Source organism: Paenibacillus pasadenensis, from assembly GCF_023715725.1.
Classification (GTDB): Bacteria; Bacillota; Bacilli; order Paenibacillales; family Paenibacillaceae; genus Paenibacillus_O; species Paenibacillus_O pasadenensis_A.
The window spans coordinates 69,050-88,107 of sequence record NZ_JAMBOT010000010.1 but is presented as its reverse complement, the minus strand read 5'-3'; the positions used below and the strand labels follow the sequence as shown (position 1 = coordinate 88,107).

Annotated in this window: 20 protein-coding genes and 1 riboswitch; of the genes, 14 read left to right on the top strand and 6 right to left on the bottom strand. The window is 54.6% G+C overall.

All coding sequences use genetic code 11. The annotated features are described in order from the left end of the window. Positions 1 to 60 precede the first annotated feature (60 nt). The 10 genes from M3223_RS19380 to M3223_RS19340 all read left to right on the top strand — a co-directional run bounded on the left by M3223_RS19380 (position 61) and on the right by M3223_RS19340 (position 9,893). A complete protein-coding gene (locus M3223_RS19380) occupies positions 61 to 2,100 on the top strand; it encodes a M1 family metallopeptidase (RefSeq protein ID WP_251564646.1) in 2,040 nt (679 codons plus the stop codon). 27 nt (positions 2,101 to 2,127) lie between these two features. Beyond that, the gene (locus M3223_RS19375) at positions 2,128 to 2,952 is read left to right on the top strand and encodes a hypothetical protein (RefSeq protein WP_251564644.1); all 825 of its coding nucleotides are present in this window, start codon (positions 2,128 to 2,130) and stop codon (positions 2,950 to 2,952) included. Positions 2,953 to 3,227: 275 nt separating this feature from the next. Continuing rightward, positions 3,228 to 3,455, top strand: coding sequence for a hypothetical protein (locus M3223_RS19370; RefSeq protein WP_251564642.1), 228 nt, complete (start codon positions 3,228 to 3,230; stop codon positions 3,453 to 3,455). Positions 3,456 to 3,766: 311 nt separating this feature from the next. Continuing rightward, the gene (locus tag M3223_RS19365) at positions 3,767 to 4,018 is read left to right on the top strand and encodes an acyl carrier protein (protein WP_251564639.1); all 252 of its coding nucleotides are present in this window, start codon (positions 3,767 to 3,769) and stop codon (positions 4,016 to 4,018) included. A 43-nt stretch (positions 4,019 to 4,061) separates the two neighbouring features. Further along, positions 4,062 to 4,223: an NAD-dependent epimerase/dehydratase family protein gene (locus tag M3223_RS24590; protein ID WP_353057717.1), complete on the top strand. Its 162-nt coding sequence runs from the start codon at positions 4,062 to 4,064 to the stop codon at positions 4,221 to 4,223. A 165-nt stretch (positions 4,224 to 4,388) separates the two neighbouring features. After that, a riboswitch (cyclic di-AMP (ydaO/yuaA leader) is annotated at positions 4,389 to 4,534 on the top strand. A gap of 5 nt (positions 4,535 to 4,539) precedes the next feature. Beyond that, positions 4,540 to 5,043: a C40 family peptidase gene (locus M3223_RS19360; protein ID WP_251564636.1), complete on the top strand. Its 504-nt coding sequence runs from the start codon at positions 4,540 to 4,542 to the stop codon at positions 5,041 to 5,043. A 172-nt stretch (positions 5,044 to 5,215) separates the two neighbouring features. Further along, positions 5,216 to 5,881 carry a M15 family metallopeptidase gene (locus M3223_RS24360; RefSeq protein ID WP_285891365.1) on the top strand — a complete coding sequence of 222 codons (666 nt, stop codon included), beginning with the start codon at positions 5,216 to 5,218 and terminating at the stop codon, positions 5,879 to 5,881. 181 nt (positions 5,882 to 6,062) lie between these two features. Continuing rightward, complete coding sequence (locus tag M3223_RS19350; RefSeq protein ID WP_251564634.1) at positions 6,063 to 6,707, top strand: M15 family metallopeptidase; 645 nt, start codon at positions 6,063 to 6,065, stop codon at positions 6,705 to 6,707. Positions 6,708 to 6,822: 115 nt separating this feature from the next. Beyond that, complete coding sequence (locus tag M3223_RS19345; RefSeq protein ID WP_251564632.1) at positions 6,823 to 8,880, top strand: alkaline phosphatase; 2,058 nt, start codon at positions 6,823 to 6,825, stop codon at positions 8,878 to 8,880. 248 nt (positions 8,881 to 9,128) lie between these two features. Next, the gene (locus tag M3223_RS19340) at positions 9,129 to 9,893 is read left to right on the top strand and encodes an exodeoxyribonuclease III (protein WP_251564630.1); all 765 of its coding nucleotides are present in this window, start codon (positions 9,129 to 9,131) and stop codon (positions 9,891 to 9,893) included. A 92-nt stretch (positions 9,894 to 9,985) separates the two neighbouring features. On the opposite strand, the gene M3223_RS19335 is transcribed toward M3223_RS19340, so the two are convergent. Beyond that, on the bottom strand, positions 9,986 to 10,900 hold the full coding sequence (locus M3223_RS19335; protein ID WP_251564627.1) for a 3'-5' exonuclease: 915 nt from the start codon (positions 10,898 to 10,900) through the stop codon (positions 9,986 to 9,988). Positions 10,901 to 11,120: 220 nt separating this feature from the next. Between M3223_RS19335 and M3223_RS19330 the strand changes: the two genes are divergently transcribed. The 4 genes from M3223_RS19330 to M3223_RS19315 all read left to right on the top strand — a co-directional run bounded on the left by M3223_RS19330 (position 11,121) and on the right by M3223_RS19315 (position 15,147). Continuing rightward, positions 11,121 to 11,624, top strand: a complete 504-nt coding sequence (locus M3223_RS19330; protein WP_251564625.1) for a hypothetical protein — start codon at positions 11,121 to 11,123, stop codon at positions 11,622 to 11,624. A gap of 29 nt (positions 11,625 to 11,653) precedes the next feature. Beyond that, positions 11,654 to 12,943, top strand: a complete 1,290-nt coding sequence (locus M3223_RS19325; RefSeq protein WP_251564622.1) for an ABC transporter substrate-binding protein — start codon at positions 11,654 to 11,656, stop codon at positions 12,941 to 12,943. Between the two features lie 96 nt (positions 12,944 to 13,039). After that, entirely contained in the window at positions 13,040 to 14,056 is a 1,017-nt protein-coding gene (locus tag M3223_RS19320; protein WP_251564619.1) for a FecCD family ABC transporter permease, read from the top strand. Beyond that, positions 14,053 to 15,147, top strand: coding sequence for a FecCD family ABC transporter permease (locus M3223_RS19315; protein ID WP_251564617.1), 1,095 nt, complete (start codon positions 14,053 to 14,055; stop codon positions 15,145 to 15,147). The genes M3223_RS19320 and M3223_RS19315 overlap by 4 nt, the downstream gene beginning before the upstream one ends. A 14-nt stretch (positions 15,148 to 15,161) precedes the next feature. Here the strand turns inward: M3223_RS19315 and M3223_RS19310 are convergent, their stop codons facing one another. The 5 genes from M3223_RS19310 to M3223_RS19290 form a co-directional block, all read right to left on the bottom strand. Further along, positions 15,162 to 15,605, bottom strand: coding sequence for a PH domain-containing protein (locus tag M3223_RS19310; protein ID WP_251564615.1), 444 nt, complete (start codon positions 15,603 to 15,605; stop codon positions 15,162 to 15,164). Between the two features lie 233 nt (positions 15,606 to 15,838). Next, entirely contained in the window at positions 15,839 to 15,991 is a 153-nt protein-coding gene (locus M3223_RS19305; protein WP_251564613.1) for a DUF1540 domain-containing protein, read from the bottom strand. Between the two features lie 265 nt (positions 15,992 to 16,256). Next, on the bottom strand, positions 16,257 to 16,712 hold the full coding sequence (locus M3223_RS19300) for an SRPBCC family protein (RefSeq protein WP_251564611.1): 456 nt from the start codon (positions 16,710 to 16,712) through the stop codon (positions 16,257 to 16,259). A gap of 86 nt (positions 16,713 to 16,798) precedes the next feature. Beyond that, positions 16,799 to 18,280, bottom strand: a complete 1,482-nt coding sequence (locus tag M3223_RS19295; protein ID WP_251564609.1) for a sensor histidine kinase — start codon at positions 18,278 to 18,280, stop codon at positions 16,799 to 16,801. Next, complete coding sequence (locus tag M3223_RS19290; RefSeq protein ID WP_251564606.1) at positions 18,277 to 18,981, bottom strand: response regulator transcription factor; 705 nt, start codon at positions 18,979 to 18,981, stop codon at positions 18,277 to 18,279. The genes M3223_RS19295 and M3223_RS19290 overlap by 4 nt, the downstream gene beginning before the upstream one ends. Positions 18,982 to 19,058 lie beyond the last annotated feature (77 nt).

Here is a 19,058-nt window from a genome sequence, read left to right as displayed (position 1 = left end):
ATCCCGCAAAAGCAAACATATAGATGGCTTACAAGCTTGTCAACGGGAGGGAAACGGTTCATGATCTTTCGCCGATCATTTCGAAACACGCTGCTCGCAGCGCTCTTAATCACCCTCTTGCCGCTCCCGGTTGCGAAGGGAACCGGCACAGCCTACGCACAATCCGGTACCGGCATTCATAATGGCTCCGCCATCGGACACGCCCTCAGCAGCCTGCAGAACGATCTGCCCGCTAATACCGGCAAATTGTCCAAGCCGGCGTCCGAATCCACCCCTGCGCCAATGCCGCAAACGCAGCCAAAGCCGCAGCCGTTATCGCAGCGGGTGACGGATTACGACATCGCGGTTAAGCTCGACGGCAACACCTTGACCGGTACGGAAACGGTAACCTGGAAAAACCCCGGCAAAAAGACGGTATCGGAGATGTATCTTCATCTGTATCCCAATGCTTTTCTGTCCGAGCAAACGACCTTTATGAAGGAGTCCGGCGGAAAGCTGCGGGAGGACAAGGCTACCGAATCAAGCCGCGGTTATATGCGCTTGGAATCGCTCAAAACCGAAGACGGCGCCAGCCTGCTGCCCCGCGTCCATTTTGTTCAACCGGATGACGGCAACCCGCATGACTTCACGCTCGCCAAGTTCAAGCTGCCGGAGCCGGTCGGGCCGGGAGAAGAGATTACGCTGAACATCGGCTTCAGCGTCGGACTGCCTGAGGTATTCGCGCGTATGGGTTATTCCGGAAAGTTCATCATGGCCGGTCAATGGTTCCCTAAAATCGCCGCCTACAACACCGCTACCTCCTCCCGCGCAGAAGGCTGGAACGTCCATCAATACCACGGCAATTCCGAGTTTTACAGCGACTTCGGCCTTTACACGGTGCGCATCGACGCGCCCGCAGGATACAAGGTTGCCGCAACCGGCGTACAAACAAAACCTGCCGAGGCATCGAAAGGCGGAAGGCAGCTTTTCACCTACTATGCCGAAGATGTTCATGACTTCGCCTGGTCGGCTTCGCCGGACTTCATCGTCAGCGAAGAGGCTTTCTCCTCTCCCGGCGTTCCAGGCGTCCGCATCAAGCTTTATCTCGATCCAAAGCACAAAGGCCTGGCGGAGCGGTACATGCACGCGGCCAAGTCCGCTCTCGCCAAATACTCGCAATGGTATGGAACCTATCCGTACAGCAGCTTGTCCATCGTCGTACCGCCGGCTGGAGCAGGCGGCGCGGGCGGCATGGAATATCCGACTCTTGTCACCGCTTTTGCCGCAGATACGGACAATCCCGGCTACAGCCTGGAGCGCGCCGTTGTGCACGAGATCGGACATCAGTATTGGTACGGCATGGTCGCCTCCAATGAATTTGAGGAAGCCTGGCTGGACGAAGGTTTTACCTCGTACGCCGAGGACAAGGTCATGGAAAGCGAGTACGGCGTAGAGCCCCGCACTGCTCTTGAAGCGAGTTATGTGACGGACCCGGCGCCGCTCAAGCAGCTGTCCTGGTCGTACGGTCCTCACAGCCGCTATGCCGACAATGTGTACAGCCGCGCAAAGCTGGTCCTGAACGGAATCGAGAACAGAACCGGCCCTGTCGTAATGAACAAGATTTTGCGGACTTATTTTAACCAGTATAAATTCAAGCATCCGACTACAGCCGACTTCAAGCGGGTTGTGGAGCAGGTAACAAAGGACAGCTGGGATGATTACTTCAGCCAGTTCGTCTACGGAGGCCAGATGGCCGATTATGCGGTTGACTCGATTCGGGTAGCAAAATCCCGCAGCGAGTCCGGCAAATCCGACTATGAATCCCAGGTTGTCATCCGGCGCATGGACGGCGTGTACGGCCCCGTGCCGGTAACGTTCAAATTTGCCGACGGCAAAACGGTTGAGCGCACATGGGATGGCATTGAGACCAACGTCCTCTACAAGCTGAACTCCTCCTCCCCGCTGCTCTGGGCGGCGGTTGATCCGCTGCGGACCAATGCGCTGGACAACCGGCAGATCAACAACTATTTGCGGGCCGAAGCCCCGCCCGAGCAGCGGGTGCGAATCGGCATCGGCATCGTGAAAGCGCTAGAGTGGCTTGCAGGAGCGTTCGCCTGGTAAAGCGGCGAGGAGAGGAGTGTCTCATTTATGTCCACCTATCTCAAGCAAGGCTGGGGATTGACGGTTAAACACTTGCCAATCGCAGCGCTTTTGTTCCTATACCGCCTGCTCTGGGGCTTTTTCCTCTACCGCTTTGTCGACAGCGTCGTGCTGCAGCTGCTTCAGCGGTATCCGGGAACAGGCGGCCCCACTCCCGGCGGGGATGCCCTGTTCTGGGCCGAATCGCAATTCCGGCTTATGAAAACCGGCCTTGCCGATCCTTATTTGTGGCTGCTTGGCGGCCTTCTGCTCGTCCGGCTGCTCGCTTCGCCTTTATTTAATGCCGGTCTCTACTATTCCATCCGGCACACAGCGGAGAGCGGAGGCACGGGCGGCACCAAGGTGATGGAAGGCATCAGGCGCAAATGGAAACCGGTCATGCTCTTCCATTTTGCCGAGCTGCTGCTGGCTCTGGCTCCCGTCTGGTGGGTTGCGAAAAAAGTAATCGGGCATGCCCAGAACTACTCCACCCTGCCTGAGCTTGCTGCCGCTGTTCTGCCCTGGCTGGGCGGCTGGCTGCTCTGGATCGGCCTGCTGCATCTGCTGACGCTTGGCCTGCAGTTCGGCGCCGTTTCCGACATGGGATTTGGAGCCGGCCTCAAACAAGCATTGAACCGGCTGCTGCCGGTAGCGGGACTCAGCCTGCTCATGCTGCTGGCATCCGGCCTGATCTCCGCCGGAGTCAGTGCGGGCGCGATGGCTCTTGCCGGCCTGGCGGGGCTTATCATCCAGCAGGCATATCATTTTATCCGGACGATGATCGATATCTGGATCGCAGCGTCCCAATTCAGCTGCTGGTCGAAACAACGCTAAAAAGCACTAGTTATGTCATATTAGTTGACAACCATTTATCGTTAGAATACAATCGTGTAAATTCTCCGACAATTTAGTCTTGTTTTTATTGAGCGACATTCGTTTATATATCATGCAGGCGGCCGCGTCCCTTGCCGAGTCAGAATCGTGTACAAGAACTTTATATACCGCTGACAATGAAATTACATTTGTATGACTTAATAAGGATAGATCAAGCCGATAACGGGACAAGATGAAAGAGAGTTTATTTTTTAGACAGAGAGGAACGAAGAACGATGAACGAACACATTCATGCTTACTATGAGCGGCTTCACCAAGCGATCGGTGAACTGCTGGGCCGTGCCGGCGCTTACCGGAGCGGCGAAGAGCTGGAAGCTCTGCAAACCGAGCACGCCAGACTGAATCCGCAGGCCGGAGAGCTGCAAGAGGGAGCTTTGATGTCTCTGATGGGCATGCGCGCCAAGCTCGTCACGATGATGGAAAACGCGCTGTACACCATTTAAATGTGCAAAACTTTCCGCGCGGAGCGGATTGAATACCAAAAGACTTAAGAGCCGTCCTGGGGACGGCTCTTTTTTCATGCGCATGGACGGTTAACCACTCCCAAGGACAAGGACGTTTATCGGATCTCTATGCCCTATCCGGTTCGGAACGCCTGCACATGCTCCTGTTTTTGATACAAATCAAGAAAAATAAGACGTTCCAAAGGATCCGTTTTGTACAAAACTACATATTTGAAACTTGTACCTCCCCATAAATCTGGATAACATTTACATCGAAGGTCAAGACGGCACGGTTGAGAGGAGGAGCTGCAATGTCAACCAGTATGAAGGATATTACAAAGGCGGTTAGCCGCAAAGTTCAAAAGACGCTTGGAGCGGCCAGCCCGATCGGGTTGTCGGAGGATTTGACCTTATATGGGATAGACTCCTTCCAACTGATTCAAATCATTGTTGAAATGGAGCATGAGCATAACCTTTCCTTTGATGACAATCAACTGATTCTAGAGAACTTCAATACCATAGAAAACATTGCCCTTCACTTAAAAGAACAGCAAATGACGTAACGAAACGGTTGTCATCCATCTCGCATTAGAATCGAGGAGCGCCATGGATCGGATATTTGTGACAGGCGGAAGCGGGTTTATCGGTACTCATCTCACGGAGAGCCTCTTAAGCAGAGGCTTCCAGCTATCCAACTATGATTTAAAGGCAGGCCGTATCCGTCAGACGAAGAAATTGAAGCTTTTATCGTTTACGCTCAGCAGTTAAATAAGTACGGATACGTCCGTATCGAGGAAAGAAGCCAGGTCCTTCCTTCGCCTTAACCCGACAGCGAAAGCGTAACCAATACCGGTTTTGAATCATGAGAATTATGAGAAATTGTCGTTTTTGGGAGGAGAATTAAGGAAAAGCCAGAATATTTCCTCCTCAGAAACGTACATAATGCCGAATTCCATCGTTGATGGAAACGGGGGAACCATTTTCAGGGTGAATTGATTTTGGGCGCAATGCCGGATAAATCATAGGGATCCTTCAACCGAACCCCACAGCTAACCTCGTAGGCTCTGGAAGGAGCACTCCAGTTTTGAAGAAGAAAGCAGCTACCCTCGTCCTCGGACTAGCCCTGCTCTTCTCCGCAGGAGCGGAGAGCGCATTGGCCAATTCCAAAATGGACGGCGTAATTAACGACGTTATCGGCACACCTTACAAGGCAGCCGGCACGACGGCCAAAGGCTTCGACTGCTCGGGCTTTACGTCCTACGTGTTCAAGCAGTTCAAAATCACCCTGCCTCATTCCTCCTCCGCCCAATCGGCTATGGGGAAAAAAGTGGCCAAGGATGATCTGAAGCCGGGAGACCTTGTGTTTTTCAACACAAGCGGAAGAGGCGTGTCCCATGTCGGCATCTATGTCGGAGACGGCGAGTTCGCCCATTCCTCTTCCAGCAAGGGAGTCATTATCAGCAAGCTGAGCGAGTCCTATTACGCCAAGCGCTACATGTCCGCCCGCCGGGTCATGAATGATTCCACCTTCGAGAAATTTGCCGACGATGCCGCAGATCAGCCGGACGGCGGTCCGGACGTCGACTAATTTCTATTGGCGCTCTTAACCCGCGCCAGCCACCGCAGCCGCAGACAGCCTCCTCGCCGGAGCGCTTGCTGCGGCTCTTTTGGTTATAATTGAAAACCAAACTTCGCCCGTAATCGTCTACACTGGAGGTTAGTCCCGATCTATTTTGATGTTAAAGGAGCCTCACTACTTCATGCAGCCTTCCAATCATTCCGTCTCTTCAGGCCCGAACGTCCGGAAACGGGTGCACCAAGGCCGGCGAAGAGGCGGCTGGTTTATCATTATGCTTGGTCTAGTCGCAGCGGGCGCAGCTCTCTTCAAGCTGGAGTTCCCGCGCCTATTCGATAAAGTTGTGCCGCAAGGCATCTACAAAGACGTTCCGCCCGTATCGGGGCTCCATCCCGAGTTGGCCTCAGCCAGCAAGGAGCTCACCCGCCAGGCAAAAGCAGCTGGTATCTCCGTCGTGTTCACCGACGGGTTCCGCAGCTCCGCGGAGCAGGATGAGCTGTATGCGCGCGGGCGCACCACGGACGGCTCCATCGTCACTCATGCCCAAGGCGGCGAGTCCTTTCACAACTATGGGCTCGCGATTGATTTTGCCTTGGAAAACCGCCAGGGAGATTACATTTGGGATATGGAATACGACGGCAACCGGAACGGAAAAGCCGACTGGATGGAGGTCGTAGCGATTGCGAAAAAACTCGGTTTCAGCTGGGGCGGCGATTGGCCGGATTTCAAAGACAATCCTCATCTGCAAATGGACTTCGGTTATTCCATCCGGGAGATGCAGCAAGGAAATCGCCCTCCGGGCTCACTGCTCGCGGACGGGACGATAAGCGGAGAAACAAAGGAAGAATAGTGCCCGGGCCGCATCGACCCTTGAAGCCGCAGAGGATTTCCTGATTAGGGAGCCTCTGCGGCTTTTTACCTATGCATTTATCATCATGTTTTGGAGAAGCTAGGCTCAAAACCAAACCTCGCCCGGGTATTTACTAGGAGCTGATTCGGAGAAATTTGACGCCTAAAGGAGTACGCAATTTATGAAGCGGTTCACAACCCCCGTCAAATCCAGCTCAAGCGCCTGGAAACGATCTTTGCAGCGAAGAATCGGCTGGGTTATTCTAACGCTTGGGCTGCTTGCAGCAAACATAGCCATAGTGAAAATGGAATTGCCGAGCGTGTTCGATAAAATCATATCGCCCAGCCTTTATAAAGAAGTACCAGCCGTATCCGAGATCCATCCCAAAGTTGCCATAGCCCTCACGCAGCTGTATGCTCAAGCTCAATCCATCGGCATTCAAGTCGTTTACAACGGCGGGCTTCGCAGTTATGCGGAACAGGACAAGCTATATGAGCAGGGACGAAGCAAGGCAGGCCGTATCGTCACCAATGACAGAGGCGGCGATTCTTATCACAACTATGGACTTGCGGTTGATTTTGTCCTTATTCAGAGAGGTAACTTGGATTGGAACATGAATTACGACGGCAATAGGAACGGAAAATCGGATTGGAAAGAGGTCATTGAACTGGCTAATAAGCTCGGGTTCACCATGGGGAGCGGCGGAAAGGAATATCCCGATCACTTACATCTGCAAATGGACTTCGGTTATTCCATTCGGCAGTTGAAGAATGGACTTCGCCCGCCGGGTTCGGTTCTTGAAGACGGCACGATAAGCGAAAGGTAACAGCCGCGTTAGATTTACGAACTCTTCACGCCGCTTTATCATTTACCTAATATTTCCCTCTTAAAATAACGGTTGTGCAGTATTCCGACTCGTTATATTAGGAGGGTTATTTAGAATGAAGAGACCGGCTAGGATAGGAAAAATATGGCTTGGTACTATGTTGGCGGCCACGACGGCCATCGGCGGCGCAGGACTTGCGGAGCTTGGAATCGGTCCGGTAGCGGCTGCGGAAGCGTCGGTTCAAGAGACGGCATCGATTTATATCGCGCCGATCCACAACGCCAAGTTTTTGGCCGGCGCAAAGTTCGATTTTCGCGTTGAGCTAAACAACTGGAACGGACAAGCGTCCGATGTCAGCATCCTGATCAACGGCAAAAACGCCGAGACCGTCTTTGGCAAAACGTTCGAAAAAACCTCCACCGATAAAAGCCGCGAGTTTACGATCCGCAACGTCTCTTTTGCCAAACCTGGCACCTATACCGTCCGTGTAAAAGCAGGCAGCTTAAGCCGTTCCGTAACCTATCAGGTCGTCAACAGCTCCGAAGCCGGACAAAAGGCGAAAAACGTCATCCTGTTCATCGGTGACGGAATGGGCGTATCCAGCGTAACGATTGCCCGCGCGATGTCCAAAGGGCTGACAGAGGGCAAGTACAACGGATTGTTGGAAATGGACAAGCTGCAGCAACGCGCCTACGTGACCACTTCCGGCATGGACTCCATCGTGACGGACTCCGCCAACAGCGCAAGCGCCTATATGACCGGTCATAAATCCGCCGTCAACGCGCTTGGCGTATATCCTGATAATACCGATAGCTCGCTCGACGATCCCAAGGTTGAAACGATTGCCGAAATGCTGAAGCGCTCGCGCGGCATGTCCGTCGGCATCGTGACGACCTCCGAGGTCGAGGACGCCACGCCGGCCTCGCTCGTTTCCCACACGCGCCGCCGTGCGGACAAACCGCAAATCGCCGAAATGCTGCTGAAGCTGCAGCCGGAGGTCGTAATGGGCGGCGGCTCCGCCTACTTCCTGCCAAAATCCGCAACCGGCAGCAAGCGCGCGGATGAAACGAACGTTATCGACGGCTTCAAAAATGCCGGATACTCGTATGTGGAAAATGCAGCTGGCCTGAAAGCGTCCGGCAACCCGAAAAAGCTGCTGGGGCTGTTCCACAGTAGCGACATGAACGTGTACTACGACCGCTCGACGAATAACACGGCAGCTCTGAAGTCTTTTACCGACCAGCCGACGCTGTGGGATATGACGAGCAAAGCAATTGAAGTGCTGAGCCAGAACGAAAACGGCTTTTTCCTGATGGTGGAGGGCGCCAGCATCGACAAACAGCTTCATACGATGGACTGGGAGCGCTCCGCCTACGACACGATCGAGATGGATAAAGCGATCGGCCTGGCGCGCGCCTTCGCGGACAAAAACGGCGATACGCTCGTCATCGCAACCGCCGACCATTCCCACACGGCGAGCATCGCCGGCACGTACCAGAAGACGGAAACGGCAAGCGGCCGCGACGCGCTGGGAACCTACGAGGCTTCCGGGTTTCCGAACTACACGGACGCCAATAAAGACGGCTTTCCGGATTCCCCGGATACCGACCGCAAGCTGGCCGTAACGTTTGGCGCGACGCCGGATTACTACGAGGATTATATTTTCAACTCCATCCCGGTCGCTCCAGCCATCAAGGACGGCGATAAATACGTCGCCAATCCGCAAACGCTTGACGATCCGGATGCGCCGGACAAAGAGAAATTCCATCATACCGGTACGCTTCCGCATGACGAGTCCACCGAGGTCCATTCCGCTGACGACGTGCCGCTGATGGCTCACGGCCCTGGCTCGGACAACTTCACCGGCACGATGGACAACACCGAGGTGTTTTACGCGATGGCGAACGCGCTTGGACTGCGGCTTGACGGCTCCAAGCCGGCTGCAGGCAACTGGCTTGAGCTGAGCGACTTCCTGAGCCTTGTCGGCGGAAGCTCCTCCTTCGATGCCAAGAAAAACGTCACCTTTGTCAAAGCTGGCGGCAGCACCATTGTGCTGTACCACAGCCAAGGCATCGCTAAGAAAAACAACAAGCCGGTTCCGCTTAAGTTTAAAACCGAAAACGGCAAGCTGATCGTGACCAGCGAGTCGCTGCTCGCCGCCCTCGGCAAGTAAGGCTAACCTTTCGCCAGCCGACAACAGAAACGGCCCTTCTACAGGAGGGCTGTTTTTTCGCTGCGCGCACGCTCTGCCCGTCCGGTTGCAACGGCAAGCCCCGCATGCCGGAGGGAGTCTCTTAACCGGATCGCTTGCGGCATGCCGAAAGCTGGCGGACTGGATTGTTTTGTCTGGCTGCCGCCGCTGACAGCCTCCTCCTCCCGTGCTACACTTAATGGGCGATGAAGCACCAGGAGGACAACAACTTGAAGCTTGTATCATGGAATGTGAACGGACTGCGCGCCTGTGTCAAAAAAGGCTTTGCCGACTATTTCGAAGCGGTCGGCGCCGATGTGTTCTGCGTGCAGGAAACGAAGCTGCAGGAGGGACAGATTGAGCTGGAGCATGGCGAGGGCTATCATCTGTTCTGGAACTACGCCGCGCGTAAGGGCTATTCCGGCACCGCCGTATGGACGCGTCATAAGCCATTGTCCGTACGTTACGGGCTTGAGGACGATTTTGAAGAAGAAGGCCGCATTCTGACCCTGGAGTTCGAGGGCTGGTATCTGGTCAACGTATATACGCCCAACTCCCGGCGCGATCTATCGCGGCTCCCTTACCGGCTGGAATGGGAAGCCCGCATGCTGGATTATTTGCGGAAGCTGGACGCCGTGAAGCCGGTTGTCATGTGCGGCGATCTCAATGTCGCCCATCAGGACGTCGATCTCAAAAACGCCCGTCCCAACCGGGGCAACTCCGGCTTTACGGACGAGGAGCGCGGCTGCATGACGACACTGCTGGAATCGGGCTTTACCGATTCGTTCCGCTTCCTCCACCCCGACCGGACAGACGCTTATACATGGTGGTCCTTCATGCCGAAGGTCCGTGAGCGGAACATCGGCTGGCGGATCGACTACTTCCTCGTTTCCGACCGGCTGCGCCCGCTGATTACATCGGCGGACATCGACAGCGCGGTGCTGGGGAGCGATCACTGCCCGGTCATACTGGAGCTATCCGAGGTACCGGGTTAGAGCGCAAGCTAGAGCGCAAGCACAAACAGACGCCTCCCCCGCACAGAGCGGTGAGGCGTCTCTTTTTATTAAGCGCGTTTGCTTTATTCGCTTTACTCCGCCTGCTCCAGGCCGGCACGGAAGGAATCCTCAGAAGCCGCTGACACTTGAGCTGCCTCATCCTCATCTGCTGCTTTCGCCGATAAAGCCGCATCGCCTCCGCTATCCCCAGCATGCCCTTCTTCCTGCTGTGCCGGACGAGGAGGACGGGGCTTCACTGGCTTCGCCGCTTCAATATCATAATAGGCTTTAAGCTCAGCCGCCTTTTTGACATTGTCCATGTTGACTTTGGCTTTCGCCAGCTTCTCCGCCACCAGCTCCCATGTAGGCTGCACCTTCAACACCGCCAAACCTCGAATCGCATTTTTGACCATACGCCGTTCCTTGGCATTGGAATAGGTGTCCTTATATCGGCGAATATCCGTATCCGGCGCGATATCCGGGAACACACGGCGGAAAATTTGCGCTGTCATTCGCGCGTCATCAAGCGCCCGGTGCGCGGAGCCCTCTGCCGGAATGGCCAGCTCCTCCAGCGCCTTTTCCACGCTGACATCGTTGCTCAGCCCGCGTGTGCGCAGGTAGACCTTGAGCAGATCGTAATAGTCTGCCCCCAGCCAGTACGTATCGTCCAGCCGATGCATCCGGGTGTCCAGCACAATCCGCTTCAGATCTTCTCCGCCCCAGGTGACGAACGTGCAGACCGAGCTGCGGTCCAGCCATTCGCGAAACGCCCGGATGACCGGCACGAAGCCTTTGGCCGTATCGATCGCCTCCTGCGGAATGCCCGTTTTCTCCCGGATAAAGCTATTCAGCTTGGCAAAATAAACCGGTTTGATCAGCGAGGAAAACTCGTCGACCTGCTCGAGGCGGTCATTCAGCCGCACTGCGCCGATCTCAATCACTTCCATCGGCTTGTCGCTGGCGAATTTTCTCCCATTGAACTCAATATCGAGAATGATGTAATCCATCGTAAACCTCCACCATTTAAGTCTATTCATCATACACGATTGGGGGGACAGAATGACAGCTGCGGCCTATTTGCCCCTCAATCTCCCTTCTGGCCCGACACCAAAATGACAATATAATCCATGCAAGGAGGGCAATCCTGTGCATATCCAAGCCCAGTCCTGTCCGCATAGAATGTATTGAGAATCATTTTCATTACGCCTTCAAAAATGGGGGATGTTCTTGCATCAAAAGATCTACCGCGCGCTCGTGCTGCTCGTATTGGCAGCGCTTGTTGCAAGCGGATGCGCCGGAAATACAGAAACCGGAACAGGCCGTTCGGAGGGCGGGGAAACGGAGGCTGCAGCCAAAGCAAAAGCCAAGGCTGAAGCGGAGAGCGGGCAAAAGCCGACAGACGGCGATGCCTGGAGCCGCATTAAGGAAGCTACCGTAGCCGATGCCGCAGAAGGGCTTCAGTCCAGCCGCAGCGCCGTCAAGGACCTGAAGCAGGCTGCAGAGGCCGGAGAAGCAGAAACACTCCGTTCGCTGACCGAGCAGCTGGCCGGCATCTGGCTTGCAATTGAGGCTGATATGAAGTCGCTTCACGCAGATAAAGCCGCTGCCGTTCGCGCCGACCTCACTCTGCTGCTGAACCAGGATTCTGCCGAAAGCCCGGTTGATGTATCGTACCGACTGTACCAGACGTACCGCGATTTGAACGAACTGCTTCAAGGCCCGTCAACCTAAACTCTATTCAGGAAAGGTGATACCACAAGATGAAACTCTCAGGAAACCGATTATTCGCTTTCATTTTGAGCTTTGCACTTATTTTATCGCTCATCCCGGCCGCTTCGGCCGCCGCAGCCTCCACAGCGGTATCTGTTACGATTAACGGCAGCAAAGCCAGCTTCGGCTCCGTAAAGCCGACCATTATCAACGGCCGCGTGTACCTGCCTGCAGCAGCATTTGCTGTTAAGCTGAACGCTACCTACAAATCCGATTCCGCCAGCAAAAAAATGGTCATCACTCGCGGAACGCGTACGATCGGCTTCACGCCTGGCTCCACCAAGGCGACGCTGAACGGCAAAGCCCTCACGCTCTCCGCGCTTCCAATTGCCAAAGGCAAAGACGTTCTCGTCCCTGCTGCAGCACTGTCCGACGCTCTGGGCGTATGGACGAACTGGAACAACTCCTCCAAAACGCTGACCGTGCAAACGGTTAAAACGTTTAAACACGCTATGGGTTCTACAACGCTGAAAAGCGTGCCGCAGCGCGTCGTCATCCTGTTCAACGGCATGGTAGACACCAGCGTTCTGCTCGGCGTCAAGCCGGTCGGTGCTGTGGAATCCTACCTGCAGCAGCCGTTTTATGAGTACCTGCGCCCAAGCCTGATCGGCGTCAAGGATCTCGGCGACGAAACCCAGCCTAACCTGGAGGGAATAGCCAACCTGAAGCCGGACCTTATTATCGCCTCTAAAATGCGTCATGAAAAAATCAACGATCAGCTGAACAAAATCGCTCCGACGGTGATGACCGAGGACGTCTTCAGCTGGCAGAACAATCTTAAATTTGCAGCCGATGTCTTGAATAAACAATCCAAAGCCGACGCTTACCTGTCCAAATGGGCTTCCCGCACTGCCGACTTCAAAAAGCGGATGGGCAGCGGCATCAAAAACATTGATGTGTCCGTTATGCGCATCAATCCTAACGGTACGGCGCGCTTCTACCTAGAAGGATTTGCTCCCAACATTCTGAAGGACCTGGGCTTCAGCTTCCCGAAAGCCCAAACGGATATTTCGTCCGACATCTTCAACATTCCGTCCAAAGAGCAAATACCGCTGCTGGATGCCGATTATATCTTTGATTTCACCGTAGACTGGGACGGCGATGGCGCTATTTATAAAACACAAAAGGAATGGATTGACAACGCGCTCTGGTCCAACCTTAAAGCCGTCAAAAACAAGAAATACTACAAGGTCAACGCCGTCAACTGGAATCTTTCCGGCGGACCGCTCGCAGCAGACAAAATGCTCGACGACCTCTATTTCTACTTCAACATCGACTAGTCCGACCTCAATAAATGTCATCCGTTATGTCTCGTCCCGCTCCGCGCCCCCTCGCGGAGCGGGATTTTCAGCGTAAATCCCGATAGGAGCGATACGATGAACCAATTGGGCTTACCCGGAACCGCCCTCAAAGCCGCCGGACTTGCAGTCGGAGTGGCACTGCTGCTCCTGTTCGCCGCTGCAAACATCATATTGGGCTATACACGCGTCAGCCTGTCCGAAGTGTGGGCGGCGCTGTTTCATTACGATGAGACGTCCATGAACCAGGCAGTTATCCGGCTGACCAGACTGCCGCGCGCGCTGATTGCCGCCGCAGTAGGCGCCAGCCTCGCCGTAGCCGGCGTCATCATGCAGGCGATAACGCGCAATCCGCTTGCATCACCTTCCATCCTTGGCATCAATTCCGGCGCAGCGCTAATGGTCGTATTCGCGATTACGATGCTGAAAGTTGAAAGCGTCGATCTGCTCGCCTGGGCGGCTTTCGCCGGAGCAGCCGTCGGCGCGATGCTTGTCTACGGCTTGAGCGCGCTCGGCAGCAGCAGCCTGTCGCCGCTGCGCATCGTGCTGGCAGGCTCGGCCATGTCGGCGCTGTTTGCTGCCGGCACACAAGGAATGCTCGTGCGCAACCAGGCATCGCTGCAGGACGTGCTGTTCTGGATGAGCGGCTCCATCGCGGGACGGCCGCTCGGCATTCTGGCAGCCGTTGCGCCTTATATGCTTATCAGCATAGCTGCAGCCTTGCTGCTCGCCCGCCATCTGAATCTGCTGGCCGCCGGGGAAGAGACTGCCAAAGGACTCGGCCTGAACATCAATTTCGTCAAAATCATCGGCGGCATCGCCATCGTGCTGCTTGCCGGCGGTTCCGTTGCTGTAGCCGGTCCGATCGGCTTTATCGGCATCGTCATTCCCGTAATCGCCCGCTTTTTCTCCGGGCTCGATCACCGCTGGATGGTGCCGTACAGCATTCTGCTTGGCGCGATGCTGCTGCTTGCGGCCGATGTTGCCGCCCGATACATCATCATGCCGCAAGAGCTTCCCGTCGGCGTGCTGACCGCCGTCATCGGCACGCCATTTTTCCTATATATCGCACGCAAAGGGAGGGCCGGCTCATGAGCGCTAACCAAAATAAAAAAAGACCCGTTCATGCCGGATCTTCTCATGAACAGCCGCACCAGCCGTCTCCAGCTGCTCCGCCCCGGAGCCGCAAACACCTCAGCCGCACAAAGGGCTGGATGCTGCTGCTCAGTCTGGGATTGGCGCTGACCGCCTTCGCTTATCTGCTATTCGGCGAATCGTATATCCGTCCTGCCCTGATGCTGCAGGCGCTTGGCGGCAGCGGAGCTGTCGAGCATCTCGTTATCGTTCGCGAGTTCCGGCTGCCCCGGCTCCTCGTAGGCATTTTGGCCGGTGCAGCGCTCTCGGTGGCGGGGACGCTGCTGCAGGGAGTATTCCGCAATCCGCTTGCCGCGCCCGATCTGGTCGGTATATCCGGCGGGGCTGCGGCTGCCGCTTCGGCTTTTCTCACCTTTCGTCCCGCATCGCTCAGCATTCACTGGCTGCCTGCCGTCGCAATGGCCGGGGCGGCTCTTATGTCCGTCATCGTTTATTCGGCGGCTTGGAAACGCGGCGTGACTCCCGCCAGACTCATTCTTGTCGGCATCGGCATGGGGGCGCTGACCACTGCCTTCACAAACACGATTCTGCTGTTAGGCTCGGTCTATACGGCAACGGACGCGTATATATGGCTGACCGGAACCATTTACGGCACGTCATGGCAGCATGTCTGGACGCTCCTGCCCTGGACGGCTCTGTTCCTGATCATCGCTCTTTATCATGGCAGGAGCCTGAACGTGCTCATGCTGTCCGACGAGACTGCCTCCGGTCTTGGCAGCCACGTGGAGCGCAGCCGCAGAGGATTGATCGCCATCAGCGTCGGTCTCGCCGGATCGGCCGTTGCGATTGGAGGCTCCATCGGTTTTGTCGGACTGATCGGGCCGCATATCGCCCGACAGCTCGTCGGACCATCTGCCAAACGGCTCATCCCTGTATCCGCTTTATGCGGCAGTCTTATCGTCGTACTGGCCGATTTTGTCGCCCGCACCGCATTTTTGCCCTTCGACATACCGGTCGGCGTGTTTACATCGGCCGTAGGGGCTCCATTTTTCATCTACTTGCTCTATCGTAATCGCCGGGGCATCCGTTAACCGAAATAAAGCAATCAGCGCTCGCTGCCCGCAGCCGCCTGCTCGACAATGAGCTGCGGACAGCGCTCGCAAAGCTCTTCCAGAAACCTATCTTCCTGCTTCGGAGCGAGCTGATAACAGTCATAAGCTCCAACCGACAGCTCGATGCGCCGCAGCGCAAAAAGGCTCATTGGCGAAGGCTCCGTATGCCGGACACGGGACAGCTTGCGATAGGGAATACGTTTGACGATCGGGCCAATCTTAATTCTCAAGTGCTCCTGACCGAAGGTATAGGAGGTTCCGGACCAGATCCAGACAATTAAAGCCGCGGTCAACAGAATCAGCACCGAGACGATATGCCGGATTATCCAATCTTCTTCATCATTCCGTAAACCTGTTATACCGCCCGCAAGCAGAAATCCGACGATCAACCAGGTATTCAGCGCCGGCAGCAGCTCTCGCTTTGGAACAAATTTCATTTCCTAACCTTCTCGCTCCTTATATGAAAGATTTTTCCAAGATTCCAGAAACTGATTTTAACATAGGATAGGGAACGTTGACTCTTTTTTTAAAAAAACTTCTCCAAACCACTTGATAACAATAATCATTATTGAGTATAGTAGATGAAGCGAGAACAACCGCTGTACCGTCTGCAGAGGCGGTATGCGCAAAAAAGACAGCCGCTGGCACGGCTGCCTCGTGAATGAATCCATTAAGCTTTAACTTCGAATGTTTTGCAGTCGGTTTCTTGGGAATTGCTCGCTTGTCCGCGATTGCTGGTCACATAAATGGAAGAAGCGTTGCATTTGTTACCGGAAGCCCAGTTTTTGCAGCTATCCACTTCACAAAGTACGTCTTTAGCCATGAAATTCACCTCCTTGGTTGAATGGAAGGCTTATATCGCAGCATACGTATCGCTCGTCCGGAATTTGCAGATTCCGCGCGGGCTGTTTGCCGTTGATACGCGCCTATTCTCAGGCACTTTCATAATCAGCTAGATAAGGGCCCACCATGACTATAGAATAAGAAGCTCAACTTAGTCAAGGCGCAAAACTTTTAACTCGTAGTAGATCTAGTTAAACCTACTGAAAAACCCTCCCATCCAATTGAGTTTGAGAGGGTTTATCCCATTATGACCAGCCAAAATCCATCGTTTTGCCCGTCTCGGCAAACGTCTTGGCGCTGCTCAAAATCATGGGCCAGCTTTCGCGGGTATTGTCGTAGGATGGATGGCCGTCCGGCCAGCGGTCGTTGACCAGCGTCAGCTTCGTCGCTGAGCCGACCGGCTCAAGCACAAGCGTAACGCGGGTTTCCAGCTCGGCATGGTTGTCCCGGTAAGAAGGACCCGGATGCTCCGTATAGCTCATACGGACATTCGGCTCAAACTCCAAAACTTCTCCATACACATGAACGGTGCGCTCCCCGTCATTGCCCGGCCCGACGTAACGAAAGGACGACCCCGGCTTAAAATCCGTTTCCAGCACCGACCCAAAAAACACAGCCCGCGTTCCTTCCGGTTCCACAAATACCTTCCACACTTCCTCTGGAGAAGCATTTACATAAATGGTATACCGCAGCTCTTCCATCCTGTCACCTCTTCCTCCATCATTGTTCACCATCAGTGTATCATGACGGCAAAACGAGGAATTGGATAAATGCGACAGCAGCCTGCTTAAGATTGTAAAGCCAGCGGCGGTACCTTTCCTCGGGCTTGGAGAGCTCCCGTGAGCGGCAGAGCGACGGTTAACACCGCGCCTCCATCGCTGTCGTTGCCGGCGCTTATCGTCCCGCCGCTGCGCTCAACGATTGCCCGTGAAATGGCCAGGCCAAGTCCAGTCTCTCCGCCTTTCCCTTTCACAAAACGCTTAAATAAATTCGGTATGAGTTCTTCCGGAAAACCCGGCCCGTCGTCGTGAATGCGTACCGTCAATGAATCTTTGCCGTATATCGCCTCCACGTTTATGGTCGACTGCGCGTGGCGGATCGCATTGGATAACAGGTTAAGAAAGGCTTGCAGCAGCTTGTCCCGGTCTGCCGTTATTAAATGGCGCTTCGGCTCCTGGTCAGGCCATTGCATATTTAGCTGGATGCTGCGGCTTCCGAGCAACGGGTTCACCCGTTCAGCCGTATCCTCAATCAGCTCCTTCACATCCACGCCGGACGGCTGAAATATATCCTCTTCGCTTTCCAGCTTCGCGAGCAGCGTCATTTCCGTTACGATTCGCGTGAGACGGCCCGCTTCATTGCGGATTATTTCCAATCCTTTAATGGATTGCTCGCCTTGAAAGACTCCGTCGCGGATTCCTTCCGCATAACCGGCAATCGACATGAGCGGTGTTTTGAGCTCATGGGACGCATTTTGAAAAAACTGCTTTTGCGCGCGGTTGTGACGATCCAGCTCGCCAGCCAGGTCATAGACCGTCCGGGCAACATTGCCGATCTCTCCTCCAGCCTGAACCAAGCTGACTTCGCCGAACCTGCGCTCCTGAACTTTATGCAGCTCCCCGCGCAGCTTCATAAGAGGACGAATCAATTTGCGCGTCAGCAGCATGCTAAGCAGTAAGGCAAGCAGACCGCCGGCAAGCAGAACAAGCAGCAGCCTTCCCATAAGCGCCCGCTCAAACTGCTTAATTTGGCTAAGCGGCGTCAATTGGGCCAGCCGACCGATCCCCGGCACTTCCAGCACATCAGAAATATAATTTCCTTGATTTGGAGATATCGTTGTAAATTGAGTACTGTCCTCCTTTCCCAGCTTCAGCGCTTCACTGGGCAGCGAGCGAACTTCATTGCTTGACTGGACAACATTCCCATCCTCATCCAGCAATAAAGCCAAACCGGAATACTCCTCGAACAGAGATTGTGCAGCCTCTGTTTTGCTAACAGCCTTTGTACCATCCGGCGACGCGGTTTGATCCTGTGGAGCTTGCTCCGGGTTCGAGCTGTCTCCACGATCCGAGGATGGAACTGCTGCCTTCTGCCCTCCCACAGCTGCCCCCAGCTTTGCTGCCATTTCCGTGTTTATTTTTCTCAATTCCTGCTTCTGATTTGCCACCAAATAATCCAGTAACACAAAATGGATCAGGACGGCTGCAAAACCGAGTACGAATACCAGAAGCAAGCCAAATGCCAGATTGAATTGGAGCTGCAGCTTCATTCTCCATCGCCTCCTTCCAGACGCAATCGATAGCCATGTCCCCACACCGCTTCAAGCGGCAGCTCGGCGCATTTTTTGCGAAGCCTTTTAATCAGATGGTCAACCGCGCGGTCGCTCCCAAAATAATCGTCGCCCCAGACCTGCACAAGCAGCTCTTCCCGGTTAAACGCCCGATTCGGATTTCTGGCAAACACATGCAGCAGCTCAAACTCCTTAAACGTTAGCTCTAACTCCTGCTCCTCCCAAAAGGCGCGGCGCTCTTCCGGCAAAATGCGCAGAAGGCCCAGCGTTACAGCTTCCTCCTGCTCGGTTTGCGAATCGTTTAATCTTCCTCTGTACCAGCGCTGGCATTGCCTTTTTACGCGGGCAACCAGCTCGCGCGGACTGAACGGTTTGACCAAATAATCGTCGCTTCCGAGCTCCAAGCCGAGTATTTTGTCCACCTCGCTGTCTTTGGCGGATATCATAATGATCGGCACCTCGGCCTTGTCGCGAATCTTCCGGCATAACTCGAAGCCGTCCATTCCTGGCAGCATAATGTCGAGCACCCACAAATCCGGAGGGTTGTCCCGGTAAAGGGCCCAGGCTTCTTCGGCTGAAGCGAGTCCGATCGTTTGATAATTTTCTCTGATCAAATAAGCCTCGACCAGATGGCGAATATTCTCGTCGTCATCCACAATAGCAACCGTAATATCCTGCATGCATCTGACCTCCTGCTCCTTAATCTCGGTTCCCCCATTATAACAAGCATGTTTCTCTCCATAGCCTGTGCCATTGT

Bases quoted from the DNA above. Each gene is read 5' to 3' on its own strand.
- M3223_RS19345 (WP_251564632.1), top strand. From the start codon at position 6,823: ATGAAGAGACCGGCTAGGATAGGAAAAATATGGCTTGGTACTATGTTG.
- M3223_RS19310 (WP_251564615.1), bottom strand. From the start codon at position 15,605: ATGAAATTTGTTCCAAAGCGAGAGCTGCTGCCGGCGCTGAATACCTGG.
- M3223_RS19375 (WP_251564644.1), top strand. From the start codon at position 2,128: ATGTCCACCTATCTCAAGCAAGGCTGGGGATTGACGGTTAAACACTTG.
- M3223_RS19300 (WP_251564611.1), bottom strand. From the start codon at position 16,712: ATGGAAGAGCTGCGGTATACCATTTATGTAAATGCTTCTCCAGAGGAA.
- M3223_RS19350 (WP_251564634.1), top strand. From the start codon at position 6,063: ATGAAGCGGTTCACAACCCCCGTCAAATCCAGCTCAAGCGCCTGGAAA.
- M3223_RS19365 (WP_251564639.1), top strand. From the start codon at position 3,767: ATGTCAACCAGTATGAAGGATATTACAAAGGCGGTTAGCCGCAAAGTT.
- M3223_RS19295 (WP_251564609.1), bottom strand. From the start codon at position 18,280: ATGAAGCTGCAGCTCCAATTCAATCTGGCATTTGGCTTGCTTCTGGTA.
- M3223_RS19305 (WP_251564613.1), bottom strand. From the start codon at position 15,991: ATGGCTAAAGACGTACTTTGTGAAGTGGATAGCTGCAAAAACTGGGCT.
- M3223_RS19320 (WP_251564619.1), top strand. From the start codon at position 13,040: ATGAACCAATTGGGCTTACCCGGAACCGCCCTCAAAGCCGCCGGACTT.
- M3223_RS19325 (WP_251564622.1), top strand. From the start codon at position 11,654: ATGAAACTCTCAGGAAACCGATTATTCGCTTTCATTTTGAGCTTTGCA.
- M3223_RS19335 (WP_251564627.1), bottom strand. From the start codon at position 10,900: ATGGATTACATCATTCTCGATATTGAGTTCAATGGGAGAAAATTCGCC.
- M3223_RS19380 (WP_251564646.1), top strand. From the start codon at position 61: ATGATCTTTCGCCGATCATTTCGAAACACGCTGCTCGCAGCGCTCTTA.
- M3223_RS19290 (WP_251564606.1), bottom strand. From the start codon at position 18,981: ATGCAGGATATTACGGTTGCTATTGTGGATGACGACGAGAATATTCGC.
- M3223_RS19315 (WP_251564617.1), top strand. From the start codon at position 14,053: ATGAGCGCTAACCAAAATAAAAAAAGACCCGTTCATGCCGGATCTTCT.
- M3223_RS24360 (WP_285891365.1), top strand. From the start codon at position 5,216: ATGCAGCCTTCCAATCATTCCGTCTCTTCAGGCCCGAACGTCCGGAAA.
- M3223_RS24590 (WP_353057717.1), top strand. From the start codon at position 4,062: ATGGATCGGATATTTGTGACAGGCGGAAGCGGGTTTATCGGTACTCAT.
- M3223_RS19370 (WP_251564642.1), top strand. From the start codon at position 3,228: ATGAACGAACACATTCATGCTTACTATGAGCGGCTTCACCAAGCGATC.